Genomic DNA, 25,704 nt, shown 5'->3' with positions numbered 1-25,704 from the left:
TTACAGGACGCCTTTCGACGTCCTGCAACCGGGTCACTCTCGTTCGGAAAGGGTCACTTCGAGGCCTCCGGCGAGGTCGGCGGAGACGTTGTAGATGAACGCGCTGACGGTGGCGAGGGCCGAGATCAGCACGATGTTGATGGCGCCGAGGATGGCCGCGATGCCGAAGACCCGGCCGGCGCTGATCAGCGGGTCGGCCGGTGCGTCGGCACCTTCCCCGCCGACGAGCGACGAATAGGTCCCGTTGAGTTTGTCCCAGACGCCCATGCCGTCGAGGACGGTGTAGAGGACGCCGACGGCGACGAGCCACACGAAGAACAGCGCGACGCCGAGGACGAGGGACAGTTTCAGCACCGACCAGGGGTCGAAGCGTTTGATCTGCAGGCTGGCGCGACGCGGTCCGCGGCCGGGGCGGCGGAGTGCGGTGGGGGTGGCGCGGGTGCGGGAGGCGGACGGGATGGCGGAGGGGGCGGGTTCGCCCTCTCCGCTGTCGCCGAACAGCCTCCTCGCGGCTGTGCCGCTCACACCGTGATAGTCGGTCACGGTCGTCGCGTCCTGCTTCGGTTCCGAGTGGGCCACGTCTTCGGTGGCGACCGAAGACACCGAGACCGTCTGCTCACTGGAGCCTTCGGGTTCCCCGGCACCGCTGTCACGCTGCCAAGGCGGGGTCGGCGAACCCGCCTTCGCGCCGCCTGCTTCGGGCTTCTCGGATGGTGTCACGAGGTGTCAGTCCTTACCCAGTACGTGGGGCGTCGTCTACTGCTCCGACGCCGGGGTGTCTTCTCCTTCAGTACTACCTGCAGTGGCGACGTCTGAGGGCTCGTCCGCGTTGCGTGCGACCGCGAGAAGAGTGGTTCCTTCGTCGAGATTCATCAGCCGCACTCCCTTCGTCTGCCTGCCTGCCTTGCGCACCTGTCCGGCCGAAGTGCGGATCACCCCGCCGCTGGAGGTGATCGCGTAGAGCTCGTCTTCGGCGTCGACGATGACCGCGCCCACCAGCCTGCCACGTTTCTGGTCGTACTGAATGGTGAGCACACCCTTGCCGCCGCGGCCCTGGACGGGGTAATCGTCGGTCGGGGTGCGCTTGGCGTAGCCGCCGCCGGTGGCGACGAGGAGGAACCTGTCCGGCTGGACGACGTTGATGCCGAGCAGTTCGTCGCCGTCGTTGAACCGCATGCCGAGCACACCGGACGTCGCGCGGCCCATGGGGCGGAGGGCTTCGTCGGTGGCGTGGAAGCGGATCGACTGGCCTTCGGCGGACACGAGGAGCAGGTCGTCCTCGGCGGCCGCGAGGACCGCACCGACGAGTTCGTCGCCTTCGCGCAGGTTGACGGCGATGAGGCCGCCGGCGCGGTTGGAGTCGAAGTCGGTGAGCTTGGTCTTCTTCACCAGGCCGCGCCGGGTCGCGAGCACGAGGTACGGGGCGACCTCGTAGTTCGGGATCTCGATGACCTGGGCGATCTGTTCGTCGGGCTGGAACGCGAGCAGGTTCGCGACGTGCTGGCCGCGCGCGTTGCGGTTGGCCTCGGGCAGGTCGTAGGCCTTGGCGCGGTAGACGCGGCCCTTGTTCGTGAAGAACAGGATCCAGTCGTGCGTCGAGCAGACGAAGAAGTGCTGGACGATGTCGTCCTGTTTGAGGGTCGCGCCCTGGACGCCCTTGCCGCCGCGTTTCTGCGAGCGGTACAGATCGGTTTTCGTCCGCTTGGCGTAACCCGTGCGGGTGATGGTGACGACGACGTCCTCGACCGCGATGAGGTCTTCGACCGAGACCTCGCCGTCGAACGGGATGATCTTGGTGCGCCGGTCGTCGCCGTACTTGTCGACGATCTCCTGGAGTTCCTCGGCGATGATCGCGCGCTGCCGCTCGGGCTTCTCGAGGATGTCCTTGAGGTCGGCGATCTCGAGTTCGATCTCGGCCAGGGTGTCGATGATCCGCTGCCGCTCCAGTGCCGCGAGGCGGCGGAGCTGCATGTCGAGGATCGCGGTCGCCTGGATCTCGTCGACGTCGAGCAGGCTCATCAGGGCGGGCCGGGCCTCTTCGGCCGAGGGCGACCGCCGGATCAGGGCGATGACCTCGTCGAGCATGTCCAGCGCCTTGACCAGGCCGCGCAGGATGTGGGCGCGTTCCTCGGCCTTCCGCAGCCGGTAGCGGGTCCGGCGGACGATGACCTCGACCTGGTGCTTCACGTAGTGCCGGATCATCTGGTCCAGGCGAAGCGTGCGGGGCACGCCCTCGACCAGGGCCAGCATGTTGACACCGAAGTTCTGCTGCAGCTGGGTGTGCTTGAACAGGTTGTTCAGCACGACCTTCGCGACCGCGTCACGTTTGATGGTGACGACGATCCGCATGCCGCTGCGGCTGTTGGACTCGTCGGCGATGTCGGAGATGCCGGTGAGCTTGCCGTCGCGGACCAGGTTCGCGATGTTCTCGACCAGGTTGTCCGGGTTGACCTGGAACGGCAGCTCGGACACGACCAGGATCGTGCGGCCCTTGGCGTCCTCTTCGACCTCGACGACCGCGCGCATGCGCACGGAGCCGCGGCCGGTGCGGTACGCGTCCTCGATGCCGGAGGTGCCGAGGATCATCGCCTTGGTCGGGAAGTCCGGGCCTTTGATCCGGACCAGCAGCGCGGCGAGCAGCTCGTCGTCGTCGGCCTCGGGGTTCTCCAGCGCCCATTTGACGCCTTCGGCGACCTCGCGCAGGTTGTGCGGCGGGATGTTGGTCGCCATCCCGACCGCGATCCCGGAACCGCCGTTGACCAGCAGGTTCGGGAACCGCGACGGCAGGACGTCGGGTTCCTGGGTGCGGCCGTCGTAGTTGTCGGAGAAGTCGACGGTGTCTTCTTCGATGTCCTGCAGCATGTGCATCGCGAGGTGCGCGAGCCGGGACTCGGTGTACCGCATGGCGGCGGCGGGGTCGTTGCCCGGCGAGCCGAAGTTGCCCTGGCCGTCGATCAGCGGGTACCGCAGCGACCACGGCTGGGCGAGCCGGACGAGCGCGTCGTAGATCGCCGAGTCACCGTGCGGGTGGTAGTTGCCCATCACGTCGCCGACGACGCGGGAGCACTTGTTGTACCCGCGGTCCGGCCGGAAGCCGGAGTCGAACATCGAGTACAGCACGCGGCGGTGCACCGGCTTGAGGCCGTCCCGCACGTCCGGCAGCGCCCGCGACACGATGACGCTCATCGCGTAGTCGATGTAGGAGCGCTGCATCTCCTGCTGGATGTCGACCGGTTCGATCCGGTCGTGGTCCGGAGCGGGCGGCAAGGTTTCCGTCATGAGGTCCTTCTCGTGGGAGCAGTCCTAAGGGGACAAAGAGCGGGACGTCGCTAGACGTCGAGGAAGCGCACGTCCTTGGCGTTACGCGTGATGAAGGAGCGGCGCGCTTCGACGTCCTCGCCCATCAGGACGGAGAACAGGTCGTCTGCCTGCGCGGCGTCGTCCAGGGTGACCTGGCCGAGCAGCCGGTTCGCCGGGTCCATCGTGGTCTCCCACAGCTCTTCGGCGTTCATCTCGCCGAGACCCTTGTAGCGCTGGATCGCGTCGTCCTTGGGCAGCTTCCGGCCGGCCTCGACACCCGCCTGGATGACGGCGTCGCGCTCGCGGTCGGAGTACGCGTACTCCGGCTCCTGGCGCGGCCACTTGATCTTGTACAGCGGCGGCCGCGAGAGGAACACGTGGCCGTGCTCGATCAGCGGGGTCATGAAGCGGAACAGCAGGGTGAGCAGCAGCGTGGTGATGTGCTGGCCGTCGACGTCGGCGTCGGCCATCAGCACGATCTTGTGGTACCGCAGCTTTTCGAGGTCGAACTCCTCGTGGATGCCGGTGCCGAGCGCGGTGATCAGCGACTGGACCTCGGTGTTCTTGAGGACGCGGTCGATACGGGCCTTCTCGACGTTGATGATCTTGCCCCGGATCGGCAGGATCGCCTGGTACATCGAGTCGCGGCCTTCCTTGGCCGAACCGCCCGCCGAGTCGCCCTCGACGATGTAGAGCTCGCATTCCGACGGGTTGGTCGAGCGGCAGTCCTTGAGCTTGCCGGGCAGCCCGCCGATCTCCAGCGCGCCCTTGCGGCGGACCAGGTCGCGCGCCTTGCGGGCGGCCATCCGCGCCTGCGCCGAGGAGATCGACTTGTTGATGATCGTCTTCGCCTCGGTGGGGTTGCGCTCGAACCAGTCGCCCAGCCATTCGTTCGACGTCTGCTGCACGAACGTCTTGGCCTCGCTGTTACCCAGCTTGGTCTTGGTCTGGCCTTCGAACTGCGGCTCGGAGAGCTTGATCGAGACGATGGCGGCGAGGCCCTCGCGCACGTCGTCGCCGGAGAGGTTGGCGTCCTTCTCCTTGAGCAGCTTCTTGTCGCGCGCGTACGCGTTGACGACGCGGGTGAGCGCCGCGCGGAAGCCCTCTTCGTGCGTGCCGCCCTCGTGGGTGTTGATCGTGTTGGCGAAGGTGTACACCGACGGCGTGAAGCCGTTGTTCCACTGCATGGCGACCTCGACCTCGAGGCCGGTGCCCTTGGCCTCGAAGGAGATCACGCTGGAGTGGATCGGGTCCTTGCTGCCGTTGATGTGCTTGACGAAGTCTTCGAGACCGCCCGGGTAGCAGTAGGTCTTTTCCTTGACCCGCGCCGCCTGGCCCGAAGCGTCTTCTTCGGTCTCTTCGTCGGCGACGCGCTCGTCGCGCAGCGAAAGGGTCAGGCCCTTGTTGAGGAAGGCCATCTCCTGGAGGCGCCGGGAGATCGTCTCGAAGTTGTACGTCGTGGTCTCGAAGATGTCGCCGTCGGCCCAGAAGGTGATGACCGTGCCGGTGTCGTCGGCCGGGCCGAGGTCCTGCAGCTCACCGGGGATCTGATCGGTGTACTCCTGGCGCCAGCTGTGCCCGCCGCGTTTGACCTCGGCGATCAGCTTGGTCGAGAGCGCGTTCACCACGGAGACGCCGACGCCGTGCAGACCACCGGAGACCGCGTAGGAGTCGCTGTCGAACTTGCCGCCCGCGTGGAGCACGGTGAGCACGACCTCCAGGGTCGGCTTCTGCTCCTTGGGGTGGATGTCGACCGGGATGCCGCGGCCGTCGTCCACGACGCGCACCCCGCCGTCGGCGAGCAGGGTAACCTCGACCTTGGTGGCGAAGCCTGCCATCGCCTCGTCGACGGAGTTGTCGACCACCTCTTGGACGAGGTGGTGGAGGCCGCGTTCCCCGGTCGAACCGATGTACATACCGGGACGCTTGCGGACGGCTTCGAGGCCTTCGAGCACCGTGATCGACGACGCGTTGTACTCGCTCTTGTTCTCGGTCACAGGCGTTGATTCTCCTCGTCTCGCCCGAGCGGACGCTCGCTCATCTCCAGTGTACTTGCCCGCGTTCGCAGACATGCGGCAAGGACACCCCTGATTTGCTCACAGGCGCGCTAATTCGTTCGAAGAAGAGTCTTGACGTTCGCGAAGCACTCTGAGCGGCTTCTCGGGGCTTTGGCGGCATGGTCTCGGAAGCACAGACGCGGCGAAGCGCAAGTCGGGTCAGCCGTACGTGTCACGCGGGCCGCGTCCCGGGACGTGCCGCGGCCCTTTCCGCCAGCTCGGCGCCGTCGGCCCCTGGATCCGCATCTTCTTCACCACGCCGTGCCCGACGCCTTTCGCGATCTTCGCCAGCAGCTGGCTCTGAAGCAGGCGAAGCTGCGTCGCCCACGCCGTCGAGCTGGCGCGCACTGTCAGCTCGCCGTCCTTCAAGGCGACCGGCTGCGCGTGTTCGGCGACCTCGTCACCCACGAGCCGGGCCCAGTGACCGAAGACCTGACCGTTGGCCAGCCGCGTGTTCCAGCCGCGATCGACCGCGATCCGGGAGGCGAGCCTGCCGAGCGGTTGCGGGTCGCGGATGTCGGCGCCCGGTCCTGACCAGCGCCGACGTCGCGAGCCCTGGCCGTTCGCCCCGGCCCCTCCCCCGGTGATACGGCCGCGGCGCACGCCCGGTTCAACTCCGCGCGCCTTCGCTTTGGCCTTCGCGGCGTCCAAGGCGGCACGCGCGAGGTCACGACCGGTAGTCGACTCGTTGCCTTCGGTACCGGTTGGGCCGTTCGATACCGAAGGCCGCTCACTTTTCGTGTCGAACAGGGCTCCCTCACTCGGGTTACCGCCCGAGCGGGGGGTGTCAAGCCGCTTATCAGGCCCTTTGGTCACGCGGGGCGATAACGCGTTCCCGGTGTTATCCACACTGTCCACAGGTTTGTCCCCAGATCGGTGGGCAACTGCTGTGGCGCCGATCACCCCGGGTGTCCGTCGCACGTCTCACCCTCGGTTGATCTCACCATCCGCCACGAGGAATCGGTGTCCGGCCAGCTCGGCGGGCACGTCCTCGTCCACGGCGGCGGTCACCAGCACCTGCTCGGCGCCGGCCGCCACCTCCGCCAGCCGGGCCCGGCGACGCCGGTCCAGCTCGGCGAACACATCATCCAGCAGAAGCACCGGTTCCCCGGCCTCGCCACGCAGGAGCTCGTAGCTTCCCAGACGCAACGCGAGGGCGAACGACCAGGACTCCCCATGGCTCGCGTAGCCCTTCGCCGGTGCTTCGCCGAGGATGAGATCGAGCTCGTCCCGATGCGGGCCGACCATGCTCACCCCGCGCTCCAGCTCCAGGTTCCGCGACCGTTTCAGGGCCTCGACCAGCACTTCCTTGAGCACCGCCTGGTCGGCGCGAGGACCGTCCGGGGTGCCGTAGCCCTCTGGCATCGCTTCGCCCAGGCTCGACTTGTACGTGATCTTCGCAGGCCTCGAATCCGGCGCGACCCCCATGTACGCGGAGGCCGCGTACGGCGCGAGGTCCGCGATGAGGTTGAGCCGAGCGGCCAGCAGCGCGGCTCCCGCCACCGACAGGTGGTCGTCCCAGACGTCGAGCGTCGACAACGCGTACGGGTCTTCGCGCCCTGTACGCCGCTTGCCCGCCGTCTTGAGCAGGGCGTTCCGCTGTTTCAGCACCTTCTCGTAGTCCGCGCGGACCCCGGCGTACCGGGGCGCGCGCAGCACGAGGAGCTCGTCCATGAACCGGCGACGCTCCCCGGGATCCCCGCGCACGAGCGCCAGGTCCTCCGGGGAGAACAGCACCGTGCGCAGGATCCCGAGCACGTCACGCGGCTTGCCGACCGCGCCGCGGTTGACCCGCGCGCGGTTCGCCTTGCCGGGGGTGATCTCCAGCTCGACCGTGAGTTCGCGGTCTTCGTTGACGACCGCGACCCGGATCAGCGCGCGTTCGCACCCGTGCCGCACCAACGGCGCGTCGGTCGCGACGCGATGCGAACCCAGGGTCGCGATGTAGCCGATCGCCTCCAGGAGGTTCGTCTTGCCGCGGCCGTTCTGTCCGACGAGGACGGTCGGGCCGGGTTCGAGCGCGAGATCGGCTTGTGGCCAGGACCGGAAGTCGGTGACCTGGAGATGTCTTAAGTACAACCCTGCTGCCTAGCTGCCGGCCTTCTTGACCGAGTGGCCGCCGAACTGGTTGCGCAGCGCGGCGACGGCCCGCATGGCGGCGGAGTCCTCCTGGCGCGAGGCGAACCGCGCGAACAGCGCGGCCGAGATGACCGGCGCCGGGACAGCGTTGTTGATCGCCTCTTCGAGGGTCCACCGGCCTTCGCCGGAATCCTCGACGTAGCCCTCCAGGTCGTCCAGCTCCGGGTCCTCGTCGAGCGCGCGGACGAGCAGGTCGAGCAGCCACGAGCGGACGACCGTCCCGCGCTGCCAGCCCTTGATCACCGCGGGCACGTTCTCGACGACCTTCGCGGCTTCGAGCAGCTCGAAGCCTTCGGCGAAGGCCTGCATCATGCCGTACTCGATGCCGTTGTGGATCATCTTCGCGTAGTGACCGGAGCCGACGGCGCCGGCGTGCGAGAAGCCCTCTTCGCGGGGACCTTCGGGGCGAAGCGCGTCGAAGATCGGCATGGCCTTCTCGACGTCGGAAGCCGAGCCGCCGACCATCAGGCCGTAGCCGTTGTCCTTGCCCCACACGCCACCGGAAACCCCGCAGTCGAGGTAGCCGATCTTCTTCGCCGCGAGGAGGTCGCCGTTGATCTTGTCGTCGGTGTACTTCGAGTTGCCGCCGTCGATCACGAGGTCGCCCTCGGACAGCAGGTTGCCGAGCTCCGCGACGGTCTGCCGGGTGGGTTCACCGGCGGGCACCATGATCCAGACGATCCGCGGACCGTCCAGTTTGGACACCAAGTCCTCGAGCGAAGTGGAGTCGGTGACGTCCGGGTTGCGGTCGTAACCGATCACCTCGTGACCGGCCGCACGCAGCCGCTCACGCATGTTGAACCCCATTTTGCCGAGGCCGACGAGTCCCAGCTGAGCCATGAAGATCCCCTTTGGTGCGAAAGAAAACTAAAGACCGGTCAGCCCGGGAGACGGACCGGCATCAGGAGGTACAGGTAGCCGGGGACGACGTTGCCCTCTTCGTCGGCGGGCTTGATCAGCGCCGGCCGGTTCGGAGTGGTGAACGTCAGTTCCGCCCGGTTCGCGTTCAGCGCGCCGAGCCCGTCGACGAGGTAACCCGGGTTGAACGCGATGGTCACCGGTTCACCCTCGTAGTCGACCTGAAGCTCTTCTTCGGCCGAACCCTCGTCGTCGCCACCGGCGGAGAGCCGCAGCGAGTTGTCCTTGAACTCCAGCCGTACCTGGGTGCCACGTTCGGCCACCAGCGAAACACGCTTGATCGACTCGGCGAGCGCGGAGACCTCGATGACCGCGCGCGACGTGTGCTGCGCGGGCAGCAGCTGCCGGTACGGCGGGAACTCCGCGTCGAGGAGACGGGTCGTCGTGTAGCGGCCGGAGCCGGAGAGACCGAGGAGGCCCTCACCGCTGGCGAGCGCGAGGCGGATCTTGGAACCGCTGGCGCCGAGCGTCTTCGCGGCTTCGGCGAGCGTGCGCGCCGGGACGAGCACGGCGGCGTCGGACAGGCCCTCGGCCGGCTCCCAGGTGAACTCGCGCATCGCGAGCCGGAAGCGGTCGGTGGCGACCAGGGTCAGCGAGGAGCCGGAGATCTCCAGCCGCATGCCGGTCAGCATCGGGAGGGTGTCGTCCTTGCCCGCGGCGACGACGACCTGGGTGACGGCCTGGCCGAAGGCGTCGCCGGTGAGCTCGCCGGCGAAGGCGGGCTGGGACGGGAGCTGCGGGTAGTCCTCGACCGGCATGGTCGGCAGGGAGAAGCGCGCGGAGCCGCAGGTGATGGTCGCGCGGGCGCCGTCGACGGAGATCTCGACCGGCTGCGCGGGGAGTGACTTGGTGATGTCGGCCAGCAGACGACCGGAGACCAGGAGGCGGCCGCCGTCGGCGATGGTGGCCGGGACGCCGACCGTGGCGGAGACCTCGTAGTCGAATCCGGAGACGGTGAGTGCGTCACTCGTCCCGTCGGATCCCGCATCGAGCAGGACACCGCCCAGAACCGGGACCGGAGGCCGCGACGGGAGGCTTCTCGCCACCCACGCGACGGCGTCGGCCAGCCCGTCACGCTCGACGCGGATCTTCATGCGCGCTTCCTTTCGACAGCCGAGCCCCTGACGGCTCGAAAGCTCAACGGGTCACCGCGGCCGGAGAGCGCGATGGCCAGGTGCCTCGCAGGTGTGTTCGGTCCGTGCGAGGACGCGAACGCACGTCGACACGCAGACCAGGTGCAGGGACCCACGTTAGGCCGTCCCCGGGGTCCGCGTCACCTCGGCCTCCCCTTGCTCATGTCGACAAACCGACACAGCTCTCCGGCTGTCCCCAACTTCGTCCTTCGCCTGTTTTTGTTTTGTTCTCTTCTAGAGAAGAAGAAAAGACAGCAGTAGTAATAGGTGCTGTGGATTGTGTGGACAAGGCTCGTTCGCGCAGGTCCGGGCGCCTCGGAGGCTGTGGACTCCGGGTGTGTACGGACGGTGGACAGCTGGGGCCGTCCGTGGATGGTTTCGGGCCACGCTCGATCTGTCCACAGTCATCCACAGTTGTCCCCACGGTTATCCCCAGCTGTGAGGCGATTTGTACCCAGGGGCTGTGGGCCCGGTTCGTGACCGGAATCGCTCGGGAGAGTGATCCGTGCAGCCCGCGTCACCCTTGTGCACAAGATGTGGGCAACCTGGGGACAGCGTGTGGATCATGGTGTGGAAATGCTGTGGATTGCCTGTGAGTGCGATGTGGACGGAAACCCGATCGCCGCTGGTCTTCCCGTTGCCGGAGTTGTGCACAAGATACCCACAGCATGTGGATTCCCTTTGTACACAAGGAAAATTCAGAAGTCCGTGTACGCAAGCTTCGCCACTTTCGAGTGCATACGTCGCTTCTCTTACGTACCCGATTCTCGCGGCTTTACGCGTCCTTCCGACCTATGTGGACGACGCCGCGGGCCAGCTGGGGCATGAAGAAGGGGCTCCCACCTGGACGGTGAGAGCCCCTGAAAGCCTTGTGTGCTAAGGAATTACTGCCTGGCTCGCTGTTTGATGCGCGAGGTCAGCTCCTGGACCTGGTCGTAGATGCGCCGTCGTTCGGCCATCTCCTTGCGGATCTTCTTGTCCGCGTGCATGACCGTCGTGTGGTCGCGGCCGCCGAAGGTCTGCCCGATCTTCGGCAGCGACATGTCCGTCAGCTCGCGGCACAGGTACATCGCGATCTGACGCGCGGTCGCGAGCGCCTTCGTCTTCCCGGGCCCGCAGAGATCGTCGAGGGTCACGTCGAAGAACTCGGACGTGACGCCCATGATGGTCGGCGCGGTGATCTCCGGCGCGTGCGAATCCGGGATGAGATCCCGGAGCACGATCTCGGCGAGCGCGACGTCGACCGGTTGCTGGTTCAGCGACGCGAAGGCGGTGACGCGGATGAGCGCGCCTTCGAGCTCCCGGATGTTCGCCTCGACGCGCGAAGCGATGAACTCCAGGACCTCGCCCGGAACCGCGAGCCGGTCCTGCGCGGCCTTCTTGCGAAGGATCGCGATCCGGGTTTCGAGCTCGGGCGGTTGGATGTCGGTGATGAGGCCCCACTCGAACCGCGTGCGCAGCCGGTCTTCCAGCGTTTCGAGGCGCTTCGGCGGGCGGTCGGAGGAGACGACGATCTGCTTGTTCGCGTTGTGGAGGGTGTTGAAGGTGTGGAAGAACTCTTCCTGCGTACCTTCTTTGCCTTCCAGGAACTGGATGTCATCGACGAGCAGGATGTCGATGTCGCGGTAGCGGCGCTGGAACGCGACCTTGCGGTCGTCCCGCAGCGAGTTGATGAAGTCGTTGGTGAACTCTTCGGTCGACACGTACCGCACGCGCATGCCGGGGAACAGCCGCTGCGCGTAGTGCCCGACGGCGTGCAGCAGGTGGGTCTTCCCGAGTCCGGACTCTCCCCAGATGAACAACGGGTTGTACGCGCGCGCCGGTGCTTCGGCGACGGCGACCGCGGCCGCGTGCGCGAAACGGTTGGACGCGCCGATGACGAAGGTGTCGAAGGTGTACTTCTCGTTGAGCTTCGTCTTCGAGGTCTGCGGCTGCGCCGGCGCGGTGTAGGGCTGGCCCGCGATCGGCTGCCCGGAGAAGGTCGGCCAGATCTCGGTCACGGCGGCGAGGGCCTCGCCCTCTTCGTCGACTTCTTCATCGCTGTCGTCGCCGTCGTTCAGGCTGTTGTCCACCGGCGGCCGCTGCCTCGGCGGCCTCGGCTTCGGCGGCTCGGGCCGGGGCCTGGCCGGGGGCAGCATGCCGTCGCCGTCGGGCAGCGGCGGGGGACCCGGCGCCGGGCCGGAACCGTTTTCCACCCGACCGGGTGAAGGCTCGTAGCGAGGGCCGGGCGCGGGAGGCGGCGGCATCGAGGTGTGTGGCTCGGTGCTGTCGACCTTCACCGCGAGCGAGACCGCGCGGCCGAGCCGGCGCGAGAGTGCCTCGGTGATCGCGCCGCGAAGGGCGCGTTCGATCGCTTCCTTGGCGAAGTCGCTGGGGGCGGCGAGGAGCGCGGTGCCGTCGAGCAGGCCGATCGGCCGGGTCACCCGCATCCAGGCGCGCTGCTGCGGGGAGAGGGTGCCATCGGACAGCTCGCGCACGACCTGTTCCCAGATGACGCCAAGATTGTGCTGGTGATCGGACACCTGCCTGACTCCCCTCCCCTCATTCGGTGCGTGCGTGAGATCACTCAGCGGCCCGAAACGCCGGGTCGAGCGTCATCATGGCCCGATCGGCTCATGCGCACAGCAAATATCCACATGGTTGTCCACAGCTGTGCACTAATGTACGGCGACCCGCGGTGACGCCACCTGCGGGATCGACGTATGCCGACGGGACGCCTCCACATCCCAAGGACACCCGGGCGCCTGCACCGTTCCACCTCGGCGAAAACCCGGGAGGGGCACGCTAACAAGCCCCGCTCGTTGCCACAAGGCATCCTTGTTCGCAAGCATTTCACGGCCCCTGGCGTGTTGCCATTCGATGCCCGCGCGTCGTCGGTGATCACTCTCCCGGTACGGTCGCGGTCCGTGGTCGAGGGGGTGCCTGCCGGGCTCCGGCGGTGGGTGCGTACCCTCGTAAGGTCTCCCGTATACAGCGGGGGCGTTTCGCGTGCCCACGTTGTCGTCGCTCGACGTGACGAGGCCACACGTTGGTAGGAGACACCAGAGACTGCCGTGCGTCAGCACGACACGCCAGGAACGGGTCGAACCGTTCCCGGCGGCCGAGAAACAGGAGAAGTTAGTCGTGAGCAAGGGTAAGCGCACCTTCCAGCCGAACAACCGCCGCCGCGCCCGGGTCCACGGATTCCGCCTGCGCATGCGGACCCGCGCCGGCCGGGCCATCCTGGCGGCTCGCCGTCGCAAGGGCCGCGGCGCGCTGTCCGCCTGATCCGGCCGCCGTCGAGGGACGTCGTGCTGCCGGCCGCCGCGAGGTTGCGGCGCAGTGAGGATTTCCGTGCCGTGATGCGGCGTGGGGCCAAGGCAGGCAGGCGCCGCCTCGTCGTCCATGCGTTGACCACGGACCCGTCCGATGCCGCCGAAGCGGCGCGGGCGGGTTTTGTGGTGAGCAAGGCCGTCGGCAATTCGGTGGTGCGCCACCGGGTGAGCCGCCGGTTGAGGCATCTCATTTCCGACCGGATCGGAACACTGCCGCCGGGGAGCTCGTTGGTGATACGGGCACTACCACCGGCCGCGGACGCGTCCAGCGCGGAACTCGGCTCGGACCTCGACGCGTCGTTGCGGCGCCTCGGACTGTCCGGGCACTCCGCCGTCGCCGGGAAGTCCCGCCAGACGCGACCCCCCGACAACGGATCAGCGGTGTAACGGCATGCGAGCCACCGAGAACGAAACCACCGAAGAAGCCCGGCCCGGCCCGGTGGCATGGGTGCTGCTCCTGCCCATCAAGCTGTACCGCAAGGCGATCTCCCCCTTCCTTCCTCCGGCGTGCCGGTTCTACCCGAGCTGTAGCGCGTACGCCGTCGAGGCACTGACCCGGCACGGCGCCGGCCGCGGCACCTATCTCGCGGTCCGGCGCCTGCTGCGCTGTGGCCCGTGGACCATGCCCGGCCGCGATCCGGTACCCGAGGTTTTCTCGTGGCGCCACCGACGACCTGAAACACCGATCGAGGAGTAGCTCAGTGCTCGACTTCATCTACTACCCCGTGTCCTTCATCTTGTGGTGTTGGCACAAGGTCTTCGGGTTCGTGCTCGGCGAGTCGAACGCGCTCTCCTGGATCCTGGCGATCATCTTCCTGACGTTCACGGTCCGCGGCATCATGTTCAAGCCGTTCGTGAACCAGGTCCGGTCGATGAAGAAGATGCAGGACTTCGCGCCGGAAATGAAGAAGATCCAGAAGAAGTACGCGAACGACCGGCAGCGCCAGGCCATGGAGATGCAGAAGCTCCAGAAGGAGCACGGTGTCAACCCGCTGGGCAGCTGCCTGCCGATGCTGCTTCAGATCCCGGTCTTCATCGGTCTGAACCACGTCCTGCGGATGTTCACGATCAACCCGTACGGCGGCCCGAAGACCGAGAACTACTTCTTCACCCAGGCCGGTGTCGACTCGTACGTCCACGCGAAGATCTTCGGAGTCACCCTCGGCGACGCCATCTACACCGGTGTCGGTGTGGTCAGCGGCGGCAACACCGTCGCCGGTTTCCACTGGGGCGTCGCCCCGGTCGCGATCCCGCTGATGATCGTCGCGAGCATCGCCACGCACCTCACCGCGCGTCACTCGGTCGCCCGCCAGAACCCCGAGTCGGCGACCCCGCAGACCGCGATGATGAACAAGCTGACGATGTACATCTTCCCGCTCGGTGTCCTCGTCTTCGGTGCGCTGTTCCCGGTCGGCCTGCTCTTCTACTGGCTCGCCAACAACGGCTGGACCCTGATGCAGCAGCGCCTCGTCTACACGCGGATCGACAAGGAAGAAGAGGCCCGCAAGGAAGCCGAGAAGGAGAAGCGCGCGAACCTCGGCCCGAAGCCGGGTCAGAAGCCGACCGCGCCGCGCCCCGGCCAGAAGCCGGTCCAGCAGAAGAAGAACAAGCCGTCCTCCGGCGGTCAGGTCAAGAAGGCGGGTTCGCCCCACGGCTTCGCCCAGACCGGTTCCGCGACCGCGGAGAAGAAGGACACCACGAACGCATCAGCCGAGCCGTCGGCGAACGGCTCGAAGGAGAGCGGCGCGGAGACGCCCGGTCTCATCTCGGACTCGACTAAGAAATCGGGCCGGAAGCGTCGCTGACGCCGATCCGGGCTGGAGAGGAGACCAAAAATGGCGGAGACGATCGACACGATCGACGCCGAGGAGAACAGCGCGGCCGAGGTCGAAGGCGCCGCTGAGGAGACCGCTCGGAAGGGAGGTGTCGACGACGACGTCCTCGTGAAGGAGGGCGACATCGCCGGCGACTACCTCGAGCGGCTGCTCGATCTTCTGGACTACGACGGCGACATCGACCTCGATGTCGAAGCGGGCCGCGCGATCGTCAGCATCGACGGTGGCGAGGATCTGGAGAAGCTCGTCGGGCCGCGCGGCACCGTCCTCGAGGCGCTGCAGGAGCTGACCCGGCTGGCGGTCCAGCAGGAGACCGGTTCGCGGAGCCGCCTGATGCTGGACATCGCGGGCTGGCGCGCGGACCGTCGCGAAGAGCTTCGCGAGCTCGGCCGCTCGACCGCGGAGACGGTGGTCTCCTCCGGCGAGCGTGTCCGGCTGCAGCCGATGAGCCCGTTCGAGCGGAAGGTCGTGCACGACGCGGTCGCCGCCGTCGACGGCGTCAAGAGCGAGAGCGAAGGAGAGGACCCGAAGCGTCGGGTCGTCATCTTCCCCGCCTGACGGATTCTTTGAGCGAAGCGGCCCGCCGGTCATCCGGCGGGCCGCTTCTTCGTTGCCGGGGTGAATTACACGCGTGGCGTTTCACGTGAAACGGTTCGAGGCGAGTGGAGTTGTCCACAACTTCGGTCTGTCTCCCCGCTTTGAGGTCGGCGTCATGGACAATCAGTCGGAACGCGTTTCACGTGAAACGGCGTCGAAGTTGAGGAGCGAGAGTGGGCTTGGACGGGGTCGCCGCATCGGTACGGAGTGCGGCGTCGGAAGTATTCGGAGACCGCGTCGAGCAAGCCGCCGGCTACGTCGAACTCCTGGAGCGGCACGGCGTCGAGCGCGGGCTCATCGGACCCCGCGAGGTCGACCGGCTCTGGAAGCGTCACGTCCTGAACTCCGCCGTGATCGGCGAGCGGATCCCCGACGGCGCGCGCGTGGTCGACGTCGGGTCGGGCGCCGGGCTTCCGGGTGTACCGCTCGCGATCAGCCGACCGGACCTCGATATCGTTCTCCTCGAACCGATGGCCCGCCGGGTCGACTGGCTGGCCGAGGTTGCCGAGAAGCTGGAACTCCCCATCACCGTTGTCCGCGGGCGCGCGGAGGAGCGGCAGGTACGCGAGGAGCTCGGTGGCGCGGATGTCGTCACCGCCCGGGCGGTCGCTCCCTTGGCCCGGCTCGCGAACTGGTGCCTCCCGCTCGTGCGTTCCCAAGGAACTCTGGTCGCCCTCAAAGGAGCGAGCGCCGGAGAGGAAATCGAACGCGATCGCGCCGCCGTCCGGAAGGCAGGCGGTGGCGAGCCGGAGGTCTTCGAGTGCGGTACCAAGGTGCTCGAAGTGCCCAGCACGGTCGTCGTGATCCACCGCCTGCCCCCGAAGCCGTCCCGGTCGCGCGGCAGGCGCAGCTAGTCCAGTTCCACGTGAAACAACGCAGAACGACTCCAACGTCTATACAGAGGAGGTTCGAGACCGGTGACTCCCCCGCCGTCCGACCCTGCGAGCACTGGCCACGAACTCGGCTGGACGCCCATCGCTGAAGAAGCCGTCCGCGCAGCCAGCGTGCTGCACCCCAAGGAGGGCGCGCTCCCCCGCCCGAACCGTCGCCGCGTGCTGACGGTCGCCAACCAGAAGGGCGGCGTCGGCAAGACGACGAGCACGGTGAACCTCGCCGCCGCCCTCGCCGTCCACGGGCTCAAGACGCTCGTGATCGACCTCGACCCTCAGGGCAACGCGAGCACGGCGCTCGACATCGACCACCGGTCCGGTACGCCGTCGATCTACGAGGTGCTGATCGGTGAGGTGTCGCTCGCCGAGGCGGCGGCGCAGAGCGAGCAGTCGCCCAACCTCTACTGCGTGCCCGCGACCATCGACCTCGCCGGTGCCGAGATCGAACTCGTGTCGATGGCGTCCCGCGAGATGCGGCTCAAGGAGGCGCTCTCGTCCGAGATCCTCGACGAGATCGGCGTCGACTACGTCTTCATCGACTGCCCGCCGTCGCTCGGTCTGCTGACCGTCAACGCGATGGTCGCCGCGCAGGAGGTGCTGATCCCGATCCAGTGCGAGTACTACGCGCTCGAAGGTCTGGGGCAGCTGCTGAGCAACATCGAGCTCGTCCAGGCGCATCTGAACCGCGAACTCAGCGTCTCCACGATTCTGCTCACCATGTACGACGGTCGGACGAAGCTGGCCGATCAGGTGACGAACGAGGTCCGGAACCACTTCGGGGACACTGTTCTGAAGACCGTCATCCCTCGCAGTGTGAAGGTCTCCGAGGCGCCCGGATACGGGCAGACGGTCCTCGCGTACGACCCCGGTTCCCGGGGCGCGATGAGCTACGTGGACGCGGCGAAGGAGATCGCGCAGCGTGGGGTGGAGATGAAGGAAAGGAGCGGTACGGCATGAGCGAGCGCAGAGGGGGGCTCGGGCGCGGGCTCGCCGCCCTGATCCCCACCGGCCCGCCACCGGGCTCCGCGGCACCGGCCGAGAACGGTTCGCCCGCCGCGGTCCCCGCGCCCCCGGCCGGTCCGGCGGGACCGGAGGACAAGGGCTGGTTCGCCGCCAACGGTGCGGCCGGTTCGCAGAGCGGCACGGTGGCCGGCGCGGTCTACCGCGAGGTGCCGGTCAGCCAGATCAAGCCGAACCCGAAGCAGCCGCGGCAGGTCTTCGACGAGGACGCGCTCAACGAGCTGGAGCACTCGATCCGCGAGTTCGGGCTCATGCAGCCCATCGTGGTCCGGGAGCTCGGCGCCGACGAGTATGAACTCGTCATGGGCGAGCGGCGGCTGCGCGCGTCGCAGCTGGCGGAGCTGGAGGCGATCCCGGCGATCGTCCGGCAGACCGCCGACGAGGCGATGCTGCGCGACGCGCTGCTTGAGAACATCCACCGGGTTCAGCTCAACCCGCTCGAAGAGGCGGCCGCGTATCAGCAGCTGCTCGACGAGTTCGCGGTCACGCACGAGGAGCTGGCGGGCCGGATCGGGCGCAGCCGCCCGGTCATCACGAACACGATCCGCTTGCTCAAACTCCCCCTCGCGGTCCAGCGACGGGTCGCGGCCGGGGTGCTTTCGGCGGGCCACGCGCGGGCTCTGCTCTCTCTCGAAGACGCCGACAGTCAGGAAGAGCTCGCCGCGCGGATCGTCGCGGAGGGCATGTCGGTCCGTGCGACCGAGGAAGCCGTCACGCTCAAGAAGAGCGAGAAGCCGGCCAAGCCGAAGCCCGCTCCTCGCAAGCCGATTCAGGCGCCCGGTCTCCAGGAACTGGCGAACCGGCTTTCGGACCGCTTCGACACCCGCGTGAAGGTCGACCTCGGACGCCGAAAGGGCCGGATCACGCTCGAATTCGGCTCCGTTGACGATCTTGAACGCATCGTTGCACTGATGGACGAAAATCAGGCAAAACAGACACCTGAAACCGATTAGGGATCACACCGGGTCGTTTTGTCACGGTGACGATAGCTCTGTGATGACAACGAAGTGACACTGAGTGCTTGAACTGGGGGCAAGTGTGAAGAGGTTCTTCGACGGCCGAAATCCGCGCGCGGTGGTCTTCGACTGCGACGGACTGCTCATGGACACCGAGCCGTGTTGGTCGGTGGCCGAGACCGAACTGTTCGCGCGGCGAGGTCTGCCGTTCGGTCCGGATGAGAAGGCGTTGGTGATCGGCAAGTCGCTCCCGGCCGCTGCCGAAGCGATGGCGGAGGCGTTCGGCGAACCCGGCGGCGGCGCCGGGATCGCGGACGAGTTGCTGAGGTTGGTGACCGAAGTCGTCACCGCGAAAGCGGAGGCGATGCCCGGCGCGCGTGAGTTGGTCGAACTGACCGCCGCCGCCGTCCCGGTCGCCGTCGCGAGCAACTCGCCCCGGGCGCTCCTGGACGCCGCGCTCGCCCGCGGCGGGCTTTCGGGAATGTTTCCCGTGAAACTGGCCGCCGACGAGGTGGCCGCGCCGAAGCCGGATCCGGAGATGTACCTGACCGCCTGCGCGCTCCTGAACGTCGAGCCCGCTGACGCGCTGGCGTACGAGGACTCGATGACCGGGCTCCGGTCGGCGCGAGCGGCTGGGGTGCCTGTCGTCGGAGTGCCCACGCTGAAGCATCAGGACTTCCCCGCCGACGTCGTGGTCGACTCCCTGCGCGATGAGGAGCTGCTGGCGTGGGTGCGTGGATGGCCGCGTCGATGACCTTCGTTCGCTTTCAGAGCCCGACCCGCGACAAACGAGGCAACTTCACGGGAGTCTTCGGTCTCGTCAACAACCTCGCGCGGGCCGGACGCCTCACCGATGAGCAGGAAGCGTTCCGCCGGGCGAACAACGACTGGTACGACGCGAACTTCATCAACCCGGCGCACACCGATCCGAGCGTGTACGACGCCGAGGTGAATCCCGGCGCCGCGGCGTGGTTCAAGGCGAGTGCCCGGGTCTTCATCGAGCGGGTCGACGGTTACCTGGCGATTCTGGAGACGCACGAGATCCCGTGCGAGACCGTCCGGTCGACGGATCCGGGGCGGGTCATCTACGAAGACGAATTCCAGGTGGTCGTCGTCCGAGACTGAAAGAAGCTCAGCTCTTGCGGGAGATCGCCCGCCCGACGAGGTCGGCGAAGACCGAGCCGAGGGTGGCGCCGGCGGCCTCGATCGCCACGGGCACGATCGACGTCTCGGTCAGGCCCGGCGACAGGTTCACCGCGAGGAAGTAGACGGTCCCGTCTTCGGCGACCACAGCGTCGGTGCGCGAGATGTCGCGAAGCCCGAGCTGCCGGTGCACGGCGACGGCCAGCTCGCCGACCGACTTGGCCGCGTCGTCGCTGATCCGCGCGGGGGTGAAGAAGTCGGTCAGCCCGGCGGTGTAGCGGGCCTTGTAGTCGTACACGCCGCTCTCGGGCACGATCTCGACCGCGGGCAGGGCTTCGGGTCCCTGTTCGCCTTCGATGACCGTCACGGCCACCTCGACGCCCGATACGAACTTCTCCGCGAGAACGGTGTCGCCGTACGCGAAGCAGCCGACCATCGCGCCGGGCATCTCCGAAGCTTCCTTGACGACCTGGGCGCCCAGGGCCGAACCGCCCTGGTCGGGCTTGAGGATCAGCGGCAGGCCCAGCGTGTCGACCATCGCGTCCAGCACGGCCTGCGCGCCGAGTTCGCGGAAGGTGCTGTGCGGCAGCACGACCCAGTCCGGTGTGGTGAAGCCCGCGTCGGCGACGAGCGCCTTGGCCGTCGGCTTGTCCCACGCGCGGCGGCAGCCCGCCGAGCTGGTGCCGACGTAGGGCACGTCGAGCATCTCCAGCACGGTCTGCACCGCGCCGTTCTCCCCTTCCCCGCCGTGCAGGGCGACGATGGCCGCGTCGGGGCGCTGGGTGCGAAGACGTTCGAGCAGACCCGCGTCGGTGTCCCACTCCTCGACGGTGAGGCCTTCCGCCCGCAGCGCGACCGAGAGCCTGCGCCCGGAGCGGAGTGAGACGTCGCGTTCGTGGGAAAGCCCGCCTGCGAGGACGGCAACGGTGCGGTCGACCACCGAGGACTCCTTTTGTGCTTGGGGACGTCCGGTCGATCAGACCGTGTCCGGAGAGGGGTTCTGCGGCCCCGAGATCGAGCGTGGGCTCACGTTACCGAAGGTACGCGCGAGATCCATTTCGGATTCGAGCACCGCGGCGAGCCGCCGGACGCCTTCGCGGATCCGCTCCGGCGTCGGGTAGCAATAAGAAAGCCGCAACTGTCTGCTGCCGAAACCATCTGCGTAGAAGCCGGTTCCGGAGGCGTACGCGACCCGGGCCGTGACGGCCCTCGGCAGCATCGCCTTCGTGTCCACGCCTTCCGGGACGGTCATCCAGACGTAGAACCCGCCGTCGGGTTTGGTCCAGGTGCAGCCGGCGGGCATGTGCTGTTCGAGGGCGGACAGGATCGCGTCCCGGCGCTCCCGGTAGTTCTCGCGGAAGGTCTTGATCTGACCCATCCAGTCGTGAGTCGAGAGGTATCGCGACACGATCAACTGGTTAAGCGTAGGCGGACAAAGCGTCGCGGACTCGGCTGCGAGCACGAGTTTCTCCCGGACGGCGTGCGGCGCGAGCACCCAGCCGACCCGCAGGCCGGAGGCGAACGTCTTCGAGAAAGAGCCCAGGTACACGACGTTGTCGGGATCGATCGAACGGAGCGCCGGGTACGTTTGCCCGCCGAAGCCGAGCAGGCCGTACGGGTTGTCCTCGACGATGAGGATGTCGTTCTCCCGGCAGATCTCCACGATCTCCGCGCGCCGCTCGACGGCCAGCGTGACGCCGCCGGGGTTGTGGAAGTTCGGGATCGTGTAGAGGAACTTGACCCGGTGGCCGGCTTTCCGCGTCTCCGCGAGCGCGGCGCGCAGACCTTCGGGGACCAGGCCGTGGTCGTCCATCGCGACGTGGACGACGTCGGCCTGGTACGCGGCGAACGAGCCGAGCGCGCCGACGTACGACGGTCCTTCGGCGATGATGACGTCGCCCGGGTCGCAGAACAGCCGGGTGACCATGTCGAGCCCCATCTGCGAACCGACCGTCACGACGACGTCGTCCGGGTGGGCCTTGATGCCTTCGAGGGCCATGATCTCGCAGATCTGCTCGCGCAGCGCCGGGACGCCGTGCGCGGAGCCGTACTGGAGCGCGACCAGGCCGTCTTCGGCGATGAGCTCGCCGACCTGCGCGGACAGCGTGTCCAGCGGGAGCGCGGCGAGGTTCGGCATCCCGCCGGCGAGCGAAACCACTTCGGGGCGGCTGGCGACCGCGAACAAAGCCCTGATCTCGGAAGCAGTCATCCCGGCCGTGCGCGCGGCGTAGCGGTCGAGATGAGGGTCGAGGTTGTGGCGGCCGGGCTCCGGCCGGACAGGGCGATTCTCGGTCATCAGGCGTTCACCCGTGCTTCGAAGTGGACATAGTCGCTACCGACTGGTAGTTCCATCGAGTGTAACCACCCTCCCTTGAGGGGCCCTGGCCTTCCGGTGTTCATCACATCGGCCTATCCTCGGTCAGGACCCCTTCAGCAAGCCCTGCTCGGGACAGTGCTGCGTCGGGTGTCGTCGTTCAGGGAGGTTTGTCTGTGTCGCGTCGCGTCGTGGGCGTAACCCTGGACAACCTCGAGCATCTGCCCAAGAGCTGCCGCCGCTGCGTGTACTGGGAGCTGGCGCCGCATATGAAGGCGCAGGCCGAGGAATACGGCGCCACCGAGGTCGAAAAGGAAGCCTGGGTCTCCAGCGTCCTGCTGGAATGGGGCTCCTGCGGCCGGATCGTCTACAGCGACACCCTGCCTGTCGGCTTCGTGCTCTACGCGCCGCCGAACGCCGTGCCGCGTTCGCTGGCCTTCCCGACTTCGCCGCCCGGTCCGGACGCGGTGCTGCTGACCGCGTTCCAGGTCCTCCCCGAGTTCCAGGGCGGTGGGCTCGGCCGGATGCTGGTGCAGGCCGTCGCGAAGGACCTGACCAAACGCGGTGTCCGCGCGATCGAGGCCTTCGGCGACGCCAAGCCCGACGAGACCGACCCGGACGGCGGGCACAGCTGCGTGCTGCCCGCCGCGTTCCTGCAGAGTGTCGGGTTCAAGACCGTGCGGCCCCATCCGCGGTGGCCGCGGCTGCGGTTGGAACTGCGGTCGGCGATCTCGTGGAAGGAAGACGTGGAGGCGGCCCTCGAACGGCTGCTCGGCCAGGTCTCCATCACGACCGCCGAGCCGAGCCTGGGCCGCGCCTGAATCCGTTCCGCCCGTTCTGGACGGTCACTTTCCGCATGCTAGGACCGTTCCTTTCCTTGCAGATTTCGCAAGGAAAGGTACCTTTCCTCTCGCTCGGGTGAGGCGCTCTAGCAGAGTTTCTGAGCGCGCGCAGCGGCCATCCCCCGGCCTGGGGACAGCTGTGGGTAACCCGCCGAGTTATCCACAGATCGCTGCTAGGAGCGGTGGAAAATCTGTGGATGGGTAGGCTGGACCTGGGGACGCCCCCCGGGAAGGGCGGGGGCTGCGCGCCGGGGGGATCTACGGGTGGCGTGCTCGGGAGTGGGGGCACACAACCGGTTGTGCCGAGGGGCTCGGCAGGGGGATGTGCGCCCGCGTGCGGGTGTGGAGGACTGGCTACTCCGCTTTGGCGAGTTCGTGGGCCAGGACGTCCGCGAAGGTGAACGTGCCGGTCGGCTGGTCCCCCTCGCCGAGGAGGTACAGGCGCTTCACGGCGACCAGGATGCCTTCGGCGACGACGTCGCGGAAAGCCGGGTCCGCCAGTTTGCGGCTGTCCTCCGGGTTCGTCAGGTAGCCGATCTCGATCCGCACCGCGGGGCAGCGGGTGCGGGTGAAGATCTCCCAGGTCTTGTAGTGCGTGCGGCAGTCGAGCATGCCGGTGCGGGCGGCCAGCTCACGCTGGATGAAGCCCGCCAGCAGCTCACCGACGGTCGACGTGGTGCCGTTGCCGGTGCCGAAGTGGAAGCTCGCGACACCCTGCGCCTTCGGCGAGGGGTTCTTGTCGTTGTGCAGCGAAAGGAACAGGTCCGCGCCCGCCTCGTTCGCGAACTTCGCCCGGTCGCTTTCGCTCGGGCTCTGGTTCGGGCCGCGCGAGATCAGCGCCTCCATGCCCGTGGCCTGCATCCGGCCTTCCAGCCGCCGCGCCAGATCCCAGGCGATGTCCGCTTCCCGCAGTTCGCCGGCGACGACACCGAGGTCCTCGCCGCCGTGACCCGGGTCGATCACGATGCGCTTGCCGCGCAGCCGCGGGCCCGCCTGGCGCACCTGCTCCTGCTCGCGCAGGAAAACGGGGCGACCGCCGCGGGCACGCGGCGAGGACAGCCGGTGCAGCTCGCGGATCGTGGCCGGACCGCACATCCCGTCGGCGACCAGGCGCATGTCGCGCTGGAAGGTCTTGAGCGCGCGCTCGGTCTGGGCGCCGAAGTGCCCGTCCGGGCGGCCGGCGTCGAAACCGAGCTCGGTCAGCCGCTCCTGGAGCGCGAAGACGTCGTCACCCTGCATGGGGGCGGAGAACATGTAGGTCAGCGGGCGGCTGCCGAGATGGAAGCCCGCGCCGCGAAGCGCCTGGTAGGTCGCCGGACCCACCAGACCGTCGGTGATGAGCCCACGACGCTGCTGGAACGCGCGCACGGCGTGTTCCATCGCCGTATCGAAGACCTCGTACTCCCCGGATTCGGTCACCGGCGGGAGCAGCTCCATCGCCGCCAGCGTGGACCTGATCTCGGCGACGTCCGGTCCGGCGTCACCGCGGCGGAGTACCCGCATGCACTCCTCGCTCTTCCCTTTGGGGCACCGATCGAGCTCGATGCACGACTTTGAAAACCCTGCGGGGCGAACCCCGGTGCTCTATTGTGCCCTGTGAACTCTCGGTGAGCGCGGAGGCCCGGCCGGTGCGTCAAGTCCCCGTTCGTGGAGCCCGTCCAGGCGCCGCCGTAACAGTGAGATCTACCCGATCCGCGGAAAGACGAAACCCGGAGCCTGGGCAGGCCCCGGGTTTCGGCAGGTGAAACGCGAGATCAGAGGACGTCGGCGAGGTCCGACAGCAGCGCGGCCTTCGGCTTGGCGCCGACGATCTGCTTGACCGGCTTGCCGCCCTGGAACAGGATCAGCGTCGGGATCGACATCACCTGGTAGTCACGCGCCGTGTTCGGGTTGGCGTCGATGTCCAGCTTCGCGATGGTCAGCTTCTCGCCGTTTTCCGCCGCGATCTCTTCGAGCACCGGGGCGACCATCTTGCACGGACCGCACCAGGTCGCCCAGAAGTCGACCAGCACGGGCTTCTCGCTCGTGAGCACGTCGTCGACGAACGTCTTGTCGGTCACCGTCACGGTGTTGTTGGCCATGGTGTCTCCTCCTGGGGGTGGTGAACTCCGGTGCGGGAAAGTCAGTTGGCGGTGGCGCCGTAGCCGCCGCCGACCAGCTCAGAGGTTTCCTGGGCGGTCTCGACGCCGGCGTGCTCCGCCAGCCATCGTTCCGCGTCGATCGCCGCGGCGCAGCCCGAACCCGCGGCGGTGATCGCCTGCCGGTACGTGCGGTCGACCAGGTCGCCGGCCGCGAAGACGCCGGGAAGGTTCGTGTACGAGGTCCGGCCCTTGGTGAGCACGTAGCCGTCCTCGTCGAGGTCCACCTGACCGCGCACCAGTTCGCTGCGCGGGTCGTGACCGATCGCGACGAAGAACCCGGTCACGTCGAGCTGGGACTCCTCGCCGGTCACCGTGTCCTTGAGCTTCAGGCCCTCGACCTTGCCCTCACCCTCGACCCCGGTGATCTGCTTGTTGAGCGCCCACTTGATCTTCTCGTTCTCGCGGGCGCGCTCCAGCATGATCTTGGAGGCGCGGAACTCCTCGCGACGGTGGACGATCGTGACGGACTTGGCGAACTTCGTCAGGAAGGTCGCCTCCTCCATCGCCGAGTCGCCGCCGCCCGCGACCACGATGTCGTGATCGCGGAAGAAGAAGCCGTCGCAGGTGGCACAGGCCGAAACACCGCGGCCGAGCAGTTCCTGCTCGCCGGGCACGTTCAGGTAGCGGGCGGCGGCGCCCATCGAGAGCACGACCGCGCGGGCCGCGTAGCGCTTCCCGTTCGCGACGACGTACTTGACGTCACCGGTCAGCTCGACGGACTCGACGTCCTCCTGGCGCAGGTCGGCGCCGAAACGCTTGGCCTGCTCACGCATCTCTTCCATGAGGTCGGGACCCTGGATGCCTTCGCGGAAGCCGGGGAAGTTCTCGACCTCCGTCGTCGTCATCAGCGCACCGCCGAACTGAGTGCCCTCGAACACCAGCGGTTCGAGCTGCGCTCGTGCCGCGTAGACAGCGGCGGTGTATCCCGCAGGACCCGATCCCACAATGATCAGGTTCCTGATCTCCTCGGCAGCCACCCGTGACCTCCGCTCGTAGTGACCTGTTCACCAGGCTCAACACGATCGTAAGGGCCGGTGTTCCCGGGGTGACCGGCGCTACTTCTCCTGCTTTGCTCCCCAGGTGACAGCAAAGGTCCCCTGCTCTC

General features: G+C 67.6%; 24 protein-coding genes. 11 read left to right on the top strand and 13 right to left on the bottom strand.

Translation table 11 applies throughout. The features are described from left to right. Positions 1–33: 33 nt before the first annotated feature. The 8 genes from AB0N89_RS23770 to dnaA all read right to left on the bottom strand — a co-directional run bounded on the left by AB0N89_RS23770 (position 34) and on the right by dnaA (position 12,069). Positions 34–720 (bottom strand): DUF3566 domain-containing protein, encoded by a 687-nt coding sequence (locus AB0N89_RS23770; protein ID WP_364207839.1) that lies wholly within the window; start codon positions 718–720, stop codon positions 34–36. Between the two features lie 36 nt (positions 721–756). Beyond that, complete coding sequence (gene gyrA, locus AB0N89_RS23765; RefSeq protein ID WP_364207837.1) at positions 757–3,279, bottom strand: DNA gyrase subunit A; 2,523 nt, start codon at positions 3,277–3,279, stop codon at positions 757–759. 50 nt (positions 3,280–3,329) lie between these two features. Beyond that, entirely contained in the window at positions 3,330–5,297 is a 1,968-nt protein-coding gene (gyrB, locus tag AB0N89_RS23760) for a DNA topoisomerase (ATP-hydrolyzing) subunit B (RefSeq protein WP_364207835.1), read from the bottom strand. Positions 5,298–5,516: 219 nt separating this feature from the next. Then, the gene (locus AB0N89_RS23755; protein WP_364207833.1) at positions 5,517–6,008 is read right to left on the bottom strand and encodes a DciA family protein; all 492 of its coding nucleotides are present in this window, start codon (positions 6,006–6,008) and stop codon (positions 5,517–5,519) included. A gap of 273 nt (positions 6,009–6,281) precedes the next feature. Then, a complete protein-coding gene (gene recF, locus AB0N89_RS23750) occupies positions 6,282–7,436 on the bottom strand; it encodes a DNA replication/repair protein RecF (protein ID WP_364207831.1) in 1,155 nt (384 codons plus the stop codon). Between the two features lie 9 nt (positions 7,437–7,445). Then, on the bottom strand, positions 7,446–8,336 hold the full coding sequence (gene gnd, locus AB0N89_RS23745) for a phosphogluconate dehydrogenase (NAD(+)-dependent, decarboxylating) (RefSeq protein ID WP_364207829.1): 891 nt from the start codon (positions 8,334–8,336) through the stop codon (positions 7,446–7,448). Between the two features lie 38 nt (positions 8,337–8,374). Further along, positions 8,375–9,508 (bottom strand): DNA polymerase III subunit beta, encoded by a 1,134-nt coding sequence (gene dnaN / locus AB0N89_RS23740; protein ID WP_364207827.1) that lies wholly within the window; start codon positions 9,506–9,508, stop codon positions 8,375–8,377. A 923-nt stretch (positions 9,509–10,431) separates the two neighbouring features. Next, complete coding sequence (gene dnaA, locus AB0N89_RS23735) at positions 10,432–12,069, bottom strand: chromosomal replication initiator protein DnaA (protein ID WP_364207825.1); 1,638 nt, start codon at positions 12,067–12,069, stop codon at positions 10,432–10,434. A 601-nt stretch (positions 12,070–12,670) separates the two neighbouring features. Between dnaA and rpmH the strand changes: the two genes are divergently transcribed. The 10 genes from rpmH (at position 12,671) to AB0N89_RS23685 (ending at position 19,284) form a co-directional block, all read left to right on the top strand. Further along, positions 12,671–12,814: a 50S ribosomal protein L34 gene (gene rpmH / locus AB0N89_RS23730; RefSeq protein ID WP_005154511.1), complete on the top strand. Its 144-nt coding sequence runs from the start codon at positions 12,671–12,673 to the stop codon at positions 12,812–12,814. Between the two features lie 23 nt (positions 12,815–12,837). Next, on the top strand, positions 12,838–13,248 hold the full coding sequence (rnpA, locus tag AB0N89_RS23725; RefSeq protein WP_364207823.1) for a ribonuclease P protein component: 411 nt from the start codon (positions 12,838–12,840) through the stop codon (positions 13,246–13,248). Positions 13,249–13,252: 4 nt separating this feature from the next. Next, positions 13,253–13,558 carry a membrane protein insertion efficiency factor YidD gene (yidD, locus tag AB0N89_RS23720; protein ID WP_364207821.1) on the top strand — a complete coding sequence of 102 codons (306 nt, stop codon included), beginning with the start codon at positions 13,253–13,255 and terminating at the stop codon, positions 13,556–13,558. Positions 13,559–13,562: 4 nt separating this feature from the next. After that, the gene (yidC, locus tag AB0N89_RS23715) at positions 13,563–14,666 is read left to right on the top strand and encodes a membrane protein insertase YidC (protein ID WP_364207819.1); all 1,104 of its coding nucleotides are present in this window, start codon (positions 13,563–13,565) and stop codon (positions 14,664–14,666) included. Positions 14,667–14,696: 30 nt separating this feature from the next. Continuing rightward, on the top strand, positions 14,697–15,254 hold the full coding sequence (locus tag AB0N89_RS23710) for a R3H domain-containing nucleic acid-binding protein (protein WP_007032243.1): 558 nt from the start codon (positions 14,697–14,699) through the stop codon (positions 15,252–15,254). 212 nt (positions 15,255–15,466) lie between these two features. Further along, positions 15,467–16,147: a 16S rRNA (guanine(527)-N(7))-methyltransferase RsmG gene (gene rsmG, locus AB0N89_RS23705; protein WP_364207816.1), complete on the top strand. Its 681-nt coding sequence runs from the start codon at positions 15,467–15,469 to the stop codon at positions 16,145–16,147. Positions 16,148–16,210: 63 nt separating this feature from the next. Continuing rightward, the gene (locus AB0N89_RS23700; protein WP_364207814.1) at positions 16,211–17,140 is read left to right on the top strand and encodes a ParA family protein; all 930 of its coding nucleotides are present in this window, start codon (positions 16,211–16,213) and stop codon (positions 17,138–17,140) included. After that, on the top strand, positions 17,137–18,156 hold the full coding sequence (locus AB0N89_RS23695; protein WP_364207813.1) for a ParB/RepB/Spo0J family partition protein: 1,020 nt from the start codon (positions 17,137–17,139) through the stop codon (positions 18,154–18,156). Before AB0N89_RS23700 ends, AB0N89_RS23695 begins: the two co-directional genes overlap by 4 nt. Positions 18,157–18,241: 85 nt before the next feature. Next, on the top strand, positions 18,242–18,913 hold the full coding sequence (locus tag AB0N89_RS23690) for an HAD family phosphatase (protein WP_364207811.1): 672 nt from the start codon (positions 18,242–18,244) through the stop codon (positions 18,911–18,913). After that, positions 18,886–19,284 carry a hypothetical protein gene (locus AB0N89_RS23685; protein WP_364207809.1) on the top strand — a complete coding sequence of 133 codons (399 nt, stop codon included), beginning with the start codon at positions 18,886–18,888 and terminating at the stop codon, positions 19,282–19,284. Before AB0N89_RS23690 ends, AB0N89_RS23685 begins: the two co-directional genes overlap by 28 nt. A 7-nt stretch (positions 19,285–19,291) precedes the next feature. Here the strand turns inward: AB0N89_RS23685 and AB0N89_RS23680 are convergent, their stop codons facing one another. Together AB0N89_RS23680 and AB0N89_RS23675 are read right to left on the bottom strand one after the other, a co-directional pair. Beyond that, positions 19,292–20,242: a D-alanine--D-alanine ligase gene (locus AB0N89_RS23680; RefSeq protein WP_364207807.1), complete on the bottom strand. Its 951-nt coding sequence runs from the start codon at positions 20,240–20,242 to the stop codon at positions 19,292–19,294. A 36-nt stretch (positions 20,243–20,278) separates the two neighbouring features. Beyond that, positions 20,279–21,598 carry a PLP-dependent aminotransferase family protein gene (locus AB0N89_RS23675; RefSeq protein WP_364207805.1) on the bottom strand — a complete coding sequence of 440 codons (1,320 nt, stop codon included), beginning with the start codon at positions 21,596–21,598 and terminating at the stop codon, positions 20,279–20,281. Positions 21,599–21,792: 194 nt separating this feature from the next. Here AB0N89_RS23675 and AB0N89_RS23670 point away from each other — a divergent pair, with 194 nt between their 5' ends. Beyond that, on the top strand, positions 21,793–22,437 hold the full coding sequence (locus tag AB0N89_RS23670; protein WP_007032251.1) for a GNAT family N-acetyltransferase: 645 nt from the start codon (positions 21,793–21,795) through the stop codon (positions 22,435–22,437). A 375-nt stretch (positions 22,438–22,812) separates the two neighbouring features. On the opposite strand, the gene AB0N89_RS23665 is transcribed toward AB0N89_RS23670, so the two are convergent. The 3 genes from AB0N89_RS23665 to trxB form a co-directional block, all read right to left on the bottom strand. After that, the gene (locus AB0N89_RS23665) at positions 22,813–23,961 is read right to left on the bottom strand and encodes an N-acetylmuramoyl-L-alanine amidase (RefSeq protein ID WP_364207803.1); all 1,149 of its coding nucleotides are present in this window, start codon (positions 23,959–23,961) and stop codon (positions 22,813–22,815) included. 251 nt (positions 23,962–24,212) lie between these two features. Then, positions 24,213–24,539: a thioredoxin gene (gene trxA, locus AB0N89_RS23660; protein ID WP_005154472.1), complete on the bottom strand. Its 327-nt coding sequence runs from the start codon at positions 24,537–24,539 to the stop codon at positions 24,213–24,215. 41 nt (positions 24,540–24,580) lie between these two features. Beyond that, a complete protein-coding gene (trxB, locus tag AB0N89_RS23655; RefSeq protein WP_364207801.1) occupies positions 24,581–25,576 on the bottom strand; it encodes a thioredoxin-disulfide reductase in 996 nt (331 codons plus the stop codon). Between the last annotated feature and the right edge of the window lie 128 nt (positions 25,577–25,704).

The sequence above is a fragment of the Amycolatopsis sp. NPDC089917 genome (genome assembly GCF_040684635.1).
Taxonomy (GTDB): Bacteria; Actinomycetota; Actinomycetes; order Mycobacteriales; family Pseudonocardiaceae; genus Amycolatopsis.
Note: the sequence above shows the minus strand (reverse complement) of the source record. Positions and strands in the feature narration are given on the sequence as shown.

Bases quoted from the DNA above. Each gene is read 5' to 3' on its own strand.
- yidD (WP_364207821.1), top strand. From the start codon at position 13,253: ATGCGAGCCACCGAGAACGAAACCACCGAAGAAGCCCGGCCCGGCCCG.
- dnaN (WP_364207827.1), bottom strand. From the start codon at position 9,508: ATGAAGATCCGCGTCGAGCGTGACGGGCTGGCCGACGCCGTCGCGTGG.
- trxA (WP_005154472.1), bottom strand. From the start codon at position 24,539: ATGGCCAACAACACCGTGACGGTGACCGACAAGACGTTCGTCGACGAC.
- AB0N89_RS23675 (WP_364207805.1), bottom strand. From the start codon at position 21,598: ATGACCGAGAATCGCCCTGTCCGGCCGGAGCCCGGCCGCCACAACCTC.
- gyrA (WP_364207837.1), bottom strand. From the start codon at position 3,279: ATGACGGAAACCTTGCCGCCCGCTCCGGACCACGACCGGATCGAACCG.
- AB0N89_RS23665 (WP_364207803.1), bottom strand. From the start codon at position 23,961: ATGCGGGTACTCCGCCGCGGTGACGCCGGACCGGACGTCGCCGAGATC.
- AB0N89_RS23695 (WP_364207813.1), top strand. From the start codon at position 17,137: ATGAGCGAGCGCAGAGGGGGGCTCGGGCGCGGGCTCGCCGCCCTGATC.
- gnd (WP_364207829.1), bottom strand. From the start codon at position 8,336: ATGGCTCAGCTGGGACTCGTCGGCCTCGGCAAAATGGGGTTCAACATG.
- AB0N89_RS23710 (WP_007032243.1), top strand. From the start codon at position 14,697: ATGGCGGAGACGATCGACACGATCGACGCCGAGGAGAACAGCGCGGCC.